The 14023-nt window shown below is 51.7% G+C and carries 10 protein-coding genes; 4 read left to right on the forward strand and 6 right to left on the reverse strand.

Annotated elements, in window-relative coordinates; all coding sequences use genetic code 11:
- Positions 1-68 precede the first annotated feature (68 nt).
- Positions 69-1436: a TolC family outer membrane protein gene (locus CEK71_RS06510; protein WP_088618626.1), complete on the forward strand. Its 1368-nt coding sequence runs from the start codon at positions 69-71 to the stop codon at positions 1434-1436.
- Positions 1437-1493: 57 nt separating this feature from the next.
- Here the strand turns inward: CEK71_RS06510 and CEK71_RS06515 are convergent, their stop codons facing one another.
- The 6 genes from CEK71_RS06515 to CEK71_RS06540 form a co-directional block, all read right to left on the reverse strand.
- Positions 1494-2282 carry an SPFH domain-containing protein gene (locus tag CEK71_RS06515; RefSeq protein ID WP_088618627.1) on the reverse strand — a complete coding sequence of 263 codons (789 nt, stop codon included), beginning with the start codon at positions 2280-2282 and terminating at the stop codon, positions 1494-1496.
- A 187-nt stretch (positions 2283-2469) separates the two neighbouring features.
- Positions 2470-3177: an acylneuraminate cytidylyltransferase family protein gene (locus tag CEK71_RS06520; protein ID WP_088618628.1), complete on the reverse strand. Its 708-nt coding sequence runs from the start codon at positions 3175-3177 to the stop codon at positions 2470-2472.
- A gap of 50 nt (positions 3178-3227) precedes the next feature.
- Entirely contained in the window at positions 3228-3890 is a 663-nt protein-coding gene (locus CEK71_RS06525; protein ID WP_088618629.1) for an HAD family hydrolase, read from the reverse strand.
- A gap of 11 nt (positions 3891-3901) precedes the next feature.
- Positions 3902-5485 carry a beta/alpha barrel domain-containing protein gene (locus tag CEK71_RS06530; RefSeq protein WP_157679030.1) on the reverse strand — a complete coding sequence of 528 codons (1584 nt, stop codon included), beginning with the start codon at positions 5483-5485 and terminating at the stop codon, positions 3902-3904.
- 16 nt (positions 5486-5501) lie between these two features.
- On the reverse strand, positions 5502-6584 hold the full coding sequence (locus CEK71_RS06535; protein WP_088618631.1) for a hypothetical protein: 1083 nt from the start codon (positions 6582-6584) through the stop codon (positions 5502-5504).
- 13 nt (positions 6585-6597) lie between these two features.
- Positions 6598-6813 (reverse strand): TOBE domain-containing protein, encoded by a 216-nt coding sequence (locus CEK71_RS06540; RefSeq protein ID WP_088618632.1) that lies wholly within the window; start codon positions 6811-6813, stop codon positions 6598-6600.
- A gap of 544 nt (positions 6814-7357) precedes the next feature.
- Between CEK71_RS06540 and CEK71_RS06545 the strand changes: the two genes are divergently transcribed.
- From CEK71_RS06545 to CEK71_RS06555, 3 genes are all read left to right on the forward strand, one after another.
- On the forward strand, positions 7358-9211 hold the full coding sequence (locus CEK71_RS06545) for an autotransporter assembly complex protein TamA (protein WP_088618633.1): 1854 nt from the start codon (positions 7358-7360) through the stop codon (positions 9209-9211).
- Positions 9211-13185, forward strand: coding sequence for a translocation/assembly module TamB domain-containing protein (locus CEK71_RS06550; RefSeq protein ID WP_088618634.1), 3975 nt, complete (start codon positions 9211-9213; stop codon positions 13183-13185). Before CEK71_RS06545 ends, CEK71_RS06550 begins: the two co-directional genes overlap by 1 nt.
- Positions 13186-13346: 161 nt before the next feature.
- Positions 13347-13979, forward strand: a complete 633-nt coding sequence (locus CEK71_RS06555; RefSeq protein WP_088618635.1) for a class I SAM-dependent methyltransferase — start codon at positions 13347-13349, stop codon at positions 13977-13979.
- The last annotated feature ends 44 nt before the right edge of the window (positions 13980-14023 follow it).

Raw genomic sequence — 14023 nt, forward strand, 5'->3', positions numbered from 1 at the left:
CAGGCGGCCTAACAAGCCGTATCCTAGGCGGCGACATCATTTTTTGCGCGTAATAAAGGTTATCCACTATGCGACATCCCAGCATTTTTGTTACTACACTGATTGCCGCTACGGCGGCGTGGGCCACCCCTGCGGTGGCCGAAACCAGCCCCCAGTCTTTACTGGATATTTACCATCAGGCGGTGGCACATGACCCAACCTTAGCCTCGGCCTTAAGCGCCAACAGCGCGGCGCAAGAATTGATCGAACAAGCCAAAGCTTTATACCGCCCGGTCATCAGTTTCAGTGCGGGCGGTAGCGCCTCGCAGTCCGATGTCCATTATCAAGGTATGGGTGTACCTTTCCCCAATGGCGTACGCTCTTATCAAGGCTACCAATACGGGGTGGAAGCGCGGCAACCGCTGTTCCGCCAACAGAATCTGGTGCAAATGGAACAACTGCGCACCCAAGTCAGCCAAGCCGACAAGCAACTGCATTTAACCTTACAAAATCTGATGCTGCGCACCACCCAACACTATTTTGATGCCCTGATAGCCCAAGATAAACTGGCTTTGATTACCGCGCAAAAAGCCGCCATCTTAAGCCAATTGGAGCAAGCAAAATCTAAATTCGATGTCGGCAACGCCACGGTTACCGACGCGAATGAAGCCCAAGCACGCTATGATTTGGTTATCGCCCAAGAAATAGCCGCCGAAAATGCCATTGAAATTGCCAAACGCGCGGTACAGTCAATCACCGGAGAGTTGCCCCAGCAGCTAGCGACGGTAAAACCCAGCCTGAAACCCAATACCTTGGCACAGACCATGGATCAATGGCTGAAAGTGGCGGCGGACAGTAATTTAAGCATTCAAATCCAACAGGATCTGGCAAAACTGTCTAGCCAAGAAATCGAACGCAACCAAGCCGAACATCTGCCGACAGTGGACGCAGTCGCCAGTTATACCGAATCGTCCGCTAACGGCAGCACCTTCGGGTTTGGCAGCGACATTAACACAGGTACGATCGGCGTACAATTGCAAGTCCCGCTCTATCAAGGCGGGGCGACCAGCTCGCGCATCCGTCAAGCCGTGCTGAACAAGCAAAAAGCCCAAGATGATGTCGAAATTGCCCGCCGCCAGACCGAACTGGAAACCCAACGGGCGTATTTGAACCTCAACTCCAGTATTGCCCAAGTCAAAGCCTACGAACAGGCCTTAAGCAGCAGCCAAACCCAGTTGGAATCGACCCAAACCGGCTACGATGTCGGGATACGCACCAGTGTTGATGTCTTGAACGCCCAACAACAATTGTTCGCCGCCAAACGGGATCTGCTGGAAGCCCGCTACCAGTATCTGATGAATATTATCCGCCTGAAATCGGCGGCAGGGGTGGTTAGCGATACGGACTTGGCTGATATTAACCAGCAATTGGAACTCCCGCCAAAGAGCCGTAGTTAAACTATCCATCCCGTGAAACAGCAAGCCTTCGTGGTGAAGAGGGCTTGCCAATCGCCACTACTGATTTTCGGCGGGGGGCTGGGGATTGTTATGGGTATCTTGCCTGATTGTTGCAATGGCTTCCTGTACGGTCGTCATGAATTGCGCGGGGAAAATAATGGTGGAATTCTTTTCCGTGGCGATTTCGGCCATAGTCTGGAGGGTGCGAAGCTGGAGGGCGACGGGGTGCAGGGCAATAATATCCGCCGCCTCGCCCAATTTCACCGCCGCCTGGAACTCGCCTTCGGCGGCGACGATTTTAGCCCGGCGTTCACGTTCGGCCTCGGCTTCTTTCGCCATTGCCCGCTGCATATTTTCGGGCAGCGTAATATCCTTAATTTCCACCGCCGTCACTTCCGCGCCCCAAGGTTCGGTATGGCCGTCAATGACATTTTTTATCTGTAAATTGATACTGCTGGTTTGAGAAAGCAATTGGTCTAGCGAAAACTGCCCGACCACATTGCGCACGGTGGTCTGGCTGATCTGGTTGACGGCACTGGTAATATCCTCAATGGCAATGACCGATTTTTGCGGGTCAATAATTTTGTAATAAGCGACGGCGGCAATGTCGATGGATACATTATCCTTAGTGATAATTTTCTGCGACGGGATGTTCATGGTAATGGTGCGCAGGGTCACTTTCGTCATCTGTTCAAAAACAGGGATAAGCAAAATCAGCCCAGGGCCGCGTACGCCAGTGACCTTGCCCAGAAAGAAAATAACCCCACGGTCATACTCCTTGACAATGCGGATTGCCATGAAAATCAGCATTAAGATGAAGAAAACGAGTACATTAACTAAAGACATACAGTGCTCCTGTGGCTAAGCTGTCGCGAAGGACTGGATGCCTCCGGCTCACGGCTATTAGACCCCACAATCAAGCTAAAGTTTGTACAGGGTAGCTATTTTTCAAATTTTCGCCCAAGCCACCTGCAACGGCAAATCGCCTATATGCCTATACCTCCTATTTACAACAGACTTCCAGCAACTCGCCCTAGGCAGTCTCCTTAAGCAAAACCTCATATAATTTCTCCCCTAAAGCAAAATCATCCTCCCAATCAACATCGAAACCATACAAAGGCGGGGTTTCAAATAAGAAAGGGTTTTGGCCGACGCGGTCTTGCAGGGCAACCAGCAATGGCTGTTCAATCACAAACAAAGCGCTGTTGACGAGTTGTATCTTCTCCAAATCTTGGGTACGCGGCCAGCGTTTGATGGTGCTGTCATGACTAATCCATGCCCCGGAACGCAAAGCGAAGGTTTGCGCGACATCAACCGACATGAGACTATCGGCGCTGTGGTCTTGTTTGGCCTGAAAATACGCGTAAAGCGCCGCGTCATATAACGGCGCGTCAAACAGCGGCGAGGTGACATGAGTCCAGGCGATAATATCGGTGTCTACCGTTGCCCCAAGATAACCGATCAGACCTTGCAGGGAATCGTCAGCGGCATATTGGTCAGGCCGCCGATCAAGAATGATGGGTTTGTTCAAGGTTGGCCGCACTTCTTCAATATAGGCAATGACGACCGGGTCATTGGTGGTGACAAAAATATCGTCTATCGCTGTAGATGCGGTGAGCTGCTGTAGCTTTAACTCCAACAGGCCATGATTAAAGCCCGCAAAGGGGCGGGTGTTTTTGTTGACGACGCGCTGGCTACCCTTACGGCAGGGAATAATCGCAGTGACTTTGGCAGTGTTCATAGATGGATACCTTGGATAGATAAGGGGAGGAAAGGGCGGGTAAGTCTCTGTTATAGCGAATATTCCGGCAATAACTCATAAAGGTCAGGCAATACATTGATGACGGGCAAACCGGTTCCTTCAATCAGTAGCGACATCTCGGCGGGAGCCGCCGCAAAACGCCGCATATAGACAAAATCGCACCAGTGGTGGCGTTGCGCCGCCTCCAAATCCGCTTTGGCATCCCCGACAAATAATGCCCGGCGGGCAGATTTAGGCGCAAGAGCCGTTAAAATATCGGCTTTACTTTGCGGCGAACCATAAATGCCGGTGAAATAACCGCTCAGTGAGCGTTGCTCCATAACCCAGCGCAATTCCGTTTGGTCGGAACCGGAAGCGATATACACCGGCCCAAAGCCGGCAAGATAGACCAAGGTTTCGATACAGCCGGGCGTAAGCGGCACATCCAAATAAGCCGAGCGGACAATCGCCGCATAACGGTCAAGCAAGTGCTCAAGCTCGCCCGCTTCTGGCTCGCGTTCCAAAAATTTAAAAAAATCCTTAAATAAAACATACCGCGAACGACCAAAATTACGGGCCTGATAAGCCGAAAAACGCGCGACAACGCCTTCAGGATAGGCAGCCAACGTAGTGCGGAAAGCGGCTATTTTCATAGTATTGGAATCAAGCAACACACCGTCGCAATCAAGTATGGTAAGGCTAGGCGATAACATGGCGGTCTCCTTTAACAGGCTTGTACCATCGCATACAGCGACCGTACCGGAATGCGGTATAAGGTCGGCGCAAGGCTGACTAAATACGGGACGTTGGCGACCGCCAAATAATCGGCAATAGTGCTGGCATTTTCATCATGTTTGGCATGGGAAGACTCCCCATCATCAGCATAGCCGTCAAAACCTATCAGCATGACTTCATCAGCCCCGCATTCGACCGCTGCTGTTAACCCCAATTGCAAGGGGCTAGGCACGGAAACGTCGGCAATCTCCGTAATCAGGAACAGGGATGCCGGGTTCACTTGGCACACTTCACCGATTTCGGGAACACTGCCCGAAAAACGCGGCGGTGGGGCGATCACCCAGCAAGCAATGGCTTGTGCCAAAGTATGCAGGCGCGTTTCGGGTATCTTTTGGATTTCATGGCCGGACAGGGCAATACAATGCCCATTTAAATCGGTGAAATAATCCGTCGATTTAAGGCTGGTATGTAAAATAACAGTATCATCCAAATCAAAATGTCCGATAGTCGAGGCCGCCCGCCGCGCACTTTCACCACTGCCGATCAAAATGAAACGGCTACGGCCTGTTGCTGCCGGAAAATCCGCCAGCTTAGCAAAAGCTTTGTCGTCCAGACTGCCTTGCACCACCAGCTTATTTTGCAAAGCCCCCATAACCACTGATGGGTCAAAACGGTCTTTAATCAGCCAATCCATCACCTTGCCTTGCTCCTGCCCGGACAAGCTGGAATACATATACGGCAAAGACGTTCCCCATTGGTAAAGTTCATGCAGTTTGGCCATTTTGTCCATAAACTTGCTCAGTTCAAAATAGGGGATTTCCGTACCCGTAGCAATGCCGATATAGGTCAGCATCAGCTCGGTTTTCAGATTGCCGGCACCGCGCCCCATCCCCATAAACGTCGCGTCAATCGACAAACCTCCAGCCGCCAAGGCCGCCAAAGCATTGGCAAACGCCAAGCCCGCGTTATCATGACCATGAAAACCGACATTACCCGGAAAAATGGTGCAGGCCAAATTTACTGCCCGTCCCACCTCTTCAGGAAAACAGCCGCCGTAACTATCCACTAAGGCTAGGCAATCCAGATTATCAAGCCCTTGGAAAGGCGCCAGCACCTCTTCAACCCGATGGCTCCATTTGCTCAAGTGCATAATATTCAAGGCACAGGCAAAACCGTGGGCGACGACTTTTTCATGCAGACGCAAGGCGCGGGCTATTTCACCCGGTGCGACCGCAAAGCGGATCAAGTCAACAATCCCTTCAATATCGTCAAGAAAACCGTCGATGCTGTCTTCATGGACATCTTTGAGGTTAAACATCAACGCCAAACGTTGGTCAGGGCGTAACTGCTGTTTAGCTTCGCGCAACTGCTGTTGCGACAGGTAAAAATACTGGCCAAAATAACTGTCTTTTTCAGGGCTGCGGTAACCTATTTCAATATCGTGTATCGGGCTACGCGCGACCAGTTCCAAATATTCGCTGACAAAGTCCGCCGCAAACTCCCATTGGGTATAATAGCCGCCATCACGCAAGGTGCAGTCGAGTAGCCGCGTTTTGTTCGATAAGGTATTCATGGGCATAGACTCACAATTAAGGTTGGTCTTTATAGGTCTGCATGGTTTGCAAAACTTGTTCGAAAAACGGTGGCGTGTGTTTTTTACAACATTCAAACCGCTCAAAAATGTTTCTGAAATCAATTTTCAGTTTGGCTGGGGATTTACCCGACGCAAACCGCGACTGGGGTGGCAATTGGTCTTTGCTGCAAGCCATGGCGGCGCAATAAGCCGCTTCGATATAACCTAACAGGTGGTGGCAATCGCTGATCTGGCCTAGCAACCAATTATTTTGTGGGTGCAATAAGTCGATCATGCCATAACGTCCGGCATTAACAGCACTGATGAACAAACTGGTGGCTTCGTCAAAACGTTGGTTCCAGACCTTAATCAAGCCGCCTTGGAATAACAGCAGGGTAAAATTTTGATGTACCATAGGATTAAAACCCGGATGGACAATCGTTTTTAAGGCCGTTTCAACCACATTACTGGCTTGGGCAATCGAACCGACCGACAGCAACACCGTAGCTAACGCGCTGGAACAGGACACAAACCATCGGAAAGCAATGGCATCATGGGTCTGGACAACTTCCCGATATTGCCGATAGGTGGCATAGACGTTATCAAGTAAATCGCCCCGTTCGTCTAATTTGTCGGCAATACGGTAAGATAAGACAGTTATCAGCCCGCCGAAATTTTGATTTTCTAGCGGTATGCTCTTTAAGTACGCATAAGTCACGACAAACAAATCATCAGGCGAAAAATCCCGCGCCGAAGCGTTAAAAATCGTATGCGTCAAATAGGCATTATCATTAAGCTTATTTTTATTAAGCTGATAGCGCAAAAATACCGGACTAATATCCAAACTGTCACCTGCGACCAGCAAATAGGCTTTCGCTAGCGACGGGATATGAATAGCTTGAATCGGCACACTTAAGGTTAATTTGCCGTGCAAGCTAGTTTGGACATCAACGGCAACTAATGCCTCGCTACGGTCATGGCTGACTATCTTAAGTTCATATTGGCCAACCACAGCAGGATCGGACAGTTCCAATTCCAGCACAAATGCCAAGCCACGCACTTTAACAGCGGGTTGCTGGATGATGGTTATTGCATTCATAAATCCACCACACTTACGGTTTTGCTAACGCAAACTGGGTGGTTTTCACTAACGCAACCGCCTCTTGCCCAACTGCCAAACCTAATGTTTTTAATGAACTAGTGGTGATAATAGACGTAATGATACCGGCGGCGGTATCCAATTCGATTTCGGAAAGGACATCACGGGTGTGGATAGTCCGTATTTTGCCTTTAATTTGGTTATGGCCATTAACCTCAGACGTATTCATAAGCTTTTCCCTCAAGTAGTTGGATAGTTGTTGCACATAAGGACTAAAAGCAACAACAATGCCATGTCAAAAAGAAAATAAAAATCAATGTGTTATTTTGTTTTATCAGAATAATAGGTGTTGATATATCAGCAGAAGCTGTTGATTTAGTGTTGATATATAAGCAGCAATCTGATTGAAGGTGATCGGATAATGCTAAGGTTTTTTGATAATCCGCAAAATGGACGTGCTATTCGTTTGGCAAAAAAACGCCCCAAGCACCCGGCATACCCTGCTGCCTGTCAAGATAATGGGCTATTTACAGCGACTGGTAAAAACTTAGACAATCTAATAATTTACCTTTTATTTCAAATAATTATAATTTAATATGACCAATTTTCAACAAAGTTATCCACAGAAAATGTGGATAACTTTTCCACCCCCGCACATTCTTTGTTTCTTCTGTGGACGTATACGGCTACACTTTGGGGTAACCTTGCTAAAATAATAGGTAAACCTAGCCTAACCACCTCCCATAAACACTAAAATACCCCACAATGCCGTTATGAAACTCGTATTTGCTTTGCGGATAAACGGTTGGATTTTATGCCTGACACTGCTGGCAATAACGGCGGCTTATGCCGCCGACCCCCAGCCTTATGCCGTGACTATTGCCAAAACTGGCGATACCGAGTTAGACGGGATGCTTGCGCAAGTCTGCACCTTAATCAGCCTCAAGGAAGTCGCTCCGGTTGGCTCGTTTGCCATGGTGGCACGGGCACGGGCGGATGTGGGACGGTTTACGGCGGCCTTGCAAAGTTTGGGCTATTACCAAGGCAAAGTGCAGGTGCGCATTGCCGACCGCCCCTTAGATGACCGGGGCATTTACGACACCATTGACTACTCCCCCGCCAACCCGCCTGTACCCGTACAAATAACGGTAGAGCCAGGGGCATTGTTCCATGTCCATAATGCGGTTATTGAAGGCTCCGCCCCTAGTGAGGCTAAGCAATGGTTAGGCTTAAAGGCCAATGCCCCTGCCCGCGCGGCGGATCTCCAGCAAGCGGCGGAAAAATTAATGCTGGCCTTGCAAGATCATGGCTATGCCTTGGCAAAAGTCGAAGAGCCGATAGGGCAATTATTGCCTGACAGCCACGAGTTGGATGTAAGTTATCGCGTGGTGGCGGGTGAGCCAGTGACCTTAGGCAAGGTCAGTGTGCAGGGTTTGGCTAAGGTAAACCCGGCTTTTGTCGACCGCCGCTTAAAAATCGCCTCAGGGCAGCCGTTTAAATTGTCCGATATTGAAAAAGACCGCCAGAGCTTACAGGCAACCGGGGTTTTTTCGACGGTACGGGTGCGTTTAGGTGAGGGGCAGAACCCACAGAAACTCGATCTCCAACAGCATCTGCCGGTCACCTTTGTGGTCGGGGAAAGGTTACGCCATACTATCCATTTAGGGGCAGCATATTCCACCGATTTAGGGGGCAGCCTTAACAATTATTGGCAACATCACAACTTATTCGGTTATGGCGAACAGCTTAACCTGACCGCCGGAGTCACCCAGTTGGGCGGCAACAGTACCACCGGCGTCGGCTATAATGTCGCCGCCAATTTCATTAAGCCGGATTTTTTACAAATCGGCCAATCCTTACTGGTCAATGTGGCGAATATCCGGCAAAATTTAATCACTTATAATGAAGATGTGTTTCTTGCCGAAGTTCAGCTCAGCCGGAAATTAAGCCCTGTTTGGACAGGAACTGTTGGCATAAGCCCAGAGCAAGCGAGTATCACCCAACAGGGTGAGACCCGTGATTACACCCTAGCCAGCTTGCCGCTAAGCCTCAAATATGACAGCACCAACAATCTGCTAGACCCCACGCACGGCAATCTGGCGACAGCGGCGCTGACACCGATTGAATCCCTACAGGGGTCAGAACTGCATACTTTTGTGATTATGCAATTGTCGGCGGCCAGCTATCTGGATTTTCACACCGAAGGCCGGAGTGTCTTGGCCGTGCGTGGCTTGCTGGGTAATATTGCAGGGGCAGGGCGCTTTGACCTGCCGCCGGATAAACGCTTTTATGCCGGAGGCAGCGCGACGGTGCGCGGCTACCGTTACCAATCCATAGGACCGCAATTTAGCGACGGTAACCCCCAAGGCGGTAAGGGGATCGCCACCGCCACGGTAGAGTTCCGCCAACGTCTGTTTGAACATTATGGCGTAGTGGCATTTACCGATGCCGGACAAGTTAGCCCTGATACCTTGCTAGCCTCGGGCGATTGGCGAATGGGGGCGGGGTTGGGCCTACGCTATTACACCAGCTTCGGGCCTTTGCGTTTGGATGTGGCGTTACCGCTCAACCCACAATCCAATAGCGGTTCTTTTGAGCTTTATTTAGGTCTTGGGCAGGCGTTCTGATGCGTAAATATGTGTTTTGGCTCTTAGGTTTAATTTTCGGCTTGCCTTTGGCGGCCATCGTCTTGGTACTGGTTGCCGCCAATACCTCAACAGGGCGGACATTTATCACCGATTCGGCCCATACCCTGACCCAACAACGCTTAACCCTGTCTGAACTGACGGGGCATTTTCCCGAACAAGTACGGGTCGGGCGGGTTATTTGGCAAGATAGCCAAGGTGTACTGACCATTGAGCAATTACAAATCGCTTGGCAACCTTGGCAATTATTCACAGGGCTGGCCGACATCCGGCAAGTCGAGGTGGCGCATTTTAGCTTTGTCGCCAACCCAAATGCCCCACCTCAGCCCCCAAGCCCACCATTTGATTTTGCTTCGCTCAACTTACCGCTAACCGTTAAGCTTGGGCAGCTACATATTGGACAAATTGACCTGACGGCCATGAGCGGGCAAACCCTCGGTTTGACGCTGGATGGCCAAGCGCAGCTTCGTTCCTTGCAACAAGGTGATTTACACTTGTCGGTCAAAGACACCCAACACCAAGGTAGCTATACCGTAACCAGCCATATTGACGCTAACCGCCTATCTGTGCAGGCTAGCGTACAAGAACCCGCGCAAGGGCTGTTATCACAATTGCTCAACTGGCAAGATGCCAAGCCCTTAGTGTTGGAAGCCAGCGTTGACGGCCCCTTAGACCAATTGACTACCCGGCTTGACCTTGACTGGGATTTGCTGAAAGCCAAAATGGCAGGCACATTCAACGCTAAAAACCAGCAAATCGACTGGCAAATCAACGCCCAATCCCCCGCCATGCAAGCCCATGCCGACTTGGCTTGGCAGCAATTGGCCATCAATGGCAAACTGCAAGGCGCACTGACCCAACCGACGCTGGATGGCCATATCGACATCCAAACCTTACGCGTTGCCAAAACGGTTATCAGACAACTGCACCTATTGGCACAAGGTGACAGCGGCCAACTGCACCTGAGCGGATCCTTAGCGGGACTAACCTTAGCCGAAGGCCAGCAAGACGTATTACAAGCCCAGCCCATCAACCTACAGGCGGCGCTGCGCATGGATCAAGCGGCGCATCCCCTGACGCTGGCGCTCCAGCATCCGCTGTTTAGCGTCACAGGCACTGCCGCCACCAATCCCCAGCCCAATGCCACCATGCAGGTTAACTTACCGCATTTGCAAGCTTTGGCGGCATTGGCTGGGGTAGATATGGCAGGTACGGCCAGCGCCACCCTACAGGCACGGCAACAGGGTGACAAAGCAGAAATCAACGTAGACGGGCAAGTGGCTATGACGGGTGGCCCGGCAGCGTTAGTCAATCTGCTCGGTAAACAAGCCGATTTTGGCATTACCTTGCTCGCCAGCGCCACCGAACAAAGCTTATCGCGCTGCCAAGTGCAGGGCAAAGCCATTACCTTACAAGCCAGCGGCAGCTTAAAAGAGCAATTGAGCCAATTAGATTGGCAACTGGACATTAATGATTTGGGAGCAGTTATCGCCAAAGCGCAAGGTAAGCTAAACGCAAAAGGCCAGCTTAGCGGCCCACTAACGGACATGAGCACCGTTGCCGAGGTAAACGGCGAATTCGGCATGGGGGCTTGGCCGCGCAAACCGATAACCGCACAACTCAAAGCCGACCATCTGCCGCAGCAGGCCAGCGGCCAATTCACTGCCCACACGGTGTGGCTAGGTGCGCCGCTGGATTTGGCGGCAGAAGTCAAAGCCTTACCGAACCAAACCCGGCAGATCAGCATCAACCGTGCCGATTGGAAAAGCCTCCATAGCCAAGGCCTGTTTGTGTTGCCTCCCGCCAGCTCATGGCCAACCGGAACACTGGACATCAGCATCAAACGCTTAGATGATTTGCGCGGCATTGTGGACGTGCCGATAACTGGCGCAGTAACGGCGAACCTAAAAACCAGTCCCGCCAATAGCGCCGAGATCAACGTTATCTTACGCAGCCTCGGTGTCGCAGCAACTACCCGCATCGACCAAGGCAAGCTGGCGCTAACCGTACAAAACGCATTGGCTAAGCCGCGCTTGCAGGGGCAATTGGCCCTACAGGGCTTAACTGCCGGAACTCTGGCGGGTACTGCGCAAATGGATGTGGACGGCACTCTGGAACACCTGGCCATACAAGCCAGCAGCCATTTCGATAAGCCGCTGGATACTCCCGTGGACATCAACAGTACCGGCTTTTATTCGGCCAGCACCCAAGCCTTGGAACTGGCGACCTTAACGGCGCAGTGGCAAAAACAAGAGTTACGCTTATTAGCCCCAGCCAGTATTAGCTTGGGCAAAACCCTTAGCGTCGCGCATTTACAGGCAGGTTGGGGCGAAGCCCGGTTGCTGGCCGACGGGCAGCTTAGCCCGGCTTTAGCACTTAACGCGCAAGTGCGGCAACTGAATCTTGATAGCGTCAAATTGCTCATTCCCAGCCTGCCGATAAGCGGTAAAGTTTCGGCGGAAGCGCAATTACAAGGCAATCTATCCCAACCGACCGGAACACTGACCCTGAATGCCGAACAACTACGCCTTGTTGGCGGTAACGCCAACGCGCTTCCCCCTGCCCACCTGAACACCACGGTTACTCTTGATGGCTTGCTCGCCCACCTACAGGCCCAGCTTAAAGCCGGAGACAATGCCAATCTGCAAATCACCGGCACTGCCCCGCTTAAACCGGATGGACTTTTGGACTTAAAAGTGAAAGGCTTACTGGAGCTAAAGCTATTCGATGCCTTACTCAGCACCAACGGGCGACGGAGCCGTGGCCAAATTAGCCTTGATGGCGGTTTGGCAGGGACATTAGCGCAACCACTGGTGACAGGCACCGCAACCTTAAACAAAGTGGAAGCGCGTGATTACGCCATCGGCGCGAACATCACCGCCATTAACGGCATCATCAGGGCAAAAGACCAGCAATTACTGATAGAAAAACTGGTAGGTACTGCCGGAGAAGGTACGGTTACCATCACTGGCAGTATTGACATATTGAAGGCGGGAATTCCGGTCAACCTAAAAATCACCGCTAACAAAGCCAAACCCTTGGCAAGTGACCGCTTGGCGGTTGACTTAAACGCTGACCTGACCTTGCGCGGCTCGGCGACGGAACATTTGCTGCTCTTAGGGGCGATTCAAATCAACCGCGCCGATATCCGCATTCCCGAACACTTACCCGCCAATCTCGCCGTGCTTAAGCTAAAAACCCCCGGCCAACGCGAAGTGCCCGAAGCCAGCACAGCACCAATGGATCTCAATTTAGTGATTACCGCCATTGACGAAATTTTTGTCCGAGGACGGGGGGTTGAGGCCGAACTGGCAGGTACAGTACAAGTACACGGTACTGCCAACGCACCCGAACCCGCCGGAGGCTTTAGCTTACGGCGCGGCCAATATAATTTAGCCGGCAAGACTCTGACGTTCTCACAAGGCCGGGTCAGTTTTGACGGCGGCAAACTGACCGACCCCTCTCTCAATTTTATTGTCACTAACACTAAAAATAGCTTTACCACCACCCTGACTATCGGCGGTACAGCCAGTAATCCGAAAATAACCTTAAGCAGCGTCCCCGAACTGCCGCAAGATGAAATTCTGGCCCGTCTGCTGTTTGGCCAAAGCGCCAGTAGTTTGAGCGTGCTGGAAATGGTACAAATTGGCTCTGCGGTAGCCTCCTTATCAGGTGCCACCTCAAGCATGGGCGACCCCTTGGATAAGATCCGCAGTAGCCTAGGCCTAGATAGGCTCTCGGTCGGCGGCCAAAACACTTCCCTGGAAGCCGGACGCTACGTTGTCCCCGGCGTTTACCTCGGCACCCGGCAAGGGTTAACGGGTACGCCACAAGCCACCATCCAAATTGACCTGACCAAGCACATCAAACTGGAAGCCGCCGTAGGGGCGACCAGCAGCACCAGCAAAAACGCCAACCCTAACAGCTTAGGGATTATTTATGAGTTTGATTATTAAAGCCGTTCGGCTTTGGCCGTACGGCCCAAATAATCGGAGTGCAATGGTCTTTAGCCATTGCACGATGGCCTAACTGGGTGTGCCAACATGTAGCCCCTATCGCTTGCCCAACACCGGACGCTTATAAGTCATTCTATCCCCACCAACCCTACCGCTAAGCCATGACCGCCATTGTTACCGACCACCCCCTGAAAACCCTCACCGGGCAGACCATCAACCATTACGAAACCAATGCCCAAGCCTTTTGGGAAGGCACCAAAGACCATGATGTCTCACAAAACCTCGCCGCGTTTTTAGGGGCTTGTAAAACGGGCAGCAGCTTGGATATTCTCGACCTGGGTTGCGGGCCGGGGCGGGATGTGCGCTATTTCCAATCTATCGGCCACCGCCCCGTCGGCTTAGACGGCAGCGCCGCTTTTTGCCAAATGGCCGCACAACTGACCGGTTGCCCGATATGGCAACAAGATTTTCTCGACCTGGACTTGCCCGCCCAAGCCTTCGACGGCATCTACGCCAACGCCTCGTTATTCCACGTCCCACGGCAACGCCTACCGGATGTACTCGCCACCCTGCACCAAGCCCTAAGGCCGGACGGGGTATTGTTTACCTCCAACCCGCGCGGCCACGGCGAACAAGTACACGGACAACGCTACGGGCATTATATGGAACTGGCGGACAGCGCGGCATTTCTCAACGCAGCACGTTTTGGCATCGTAGAACACTACTACCGTCCCCAAGGCCTACCCTGCAACCAACAGCCGTGGCTAGTGATTGTCAGTAGGCGTTTGGGGTGAAGGGCTACCCGTGCAATGGCTAAAGACTATTTCACTCCGCTCAA

It is taken from the genome of Methylovulum psychrotolerans (genome assembly GCF_002209385.1).
GTDB classification, from domain to species: Bacteria; Pseudomonadota; Gammaproteobacteria; order Methylococcales; family Methylomonadaceae; genus Methylovulum; species Methylovulum psychrotolerans.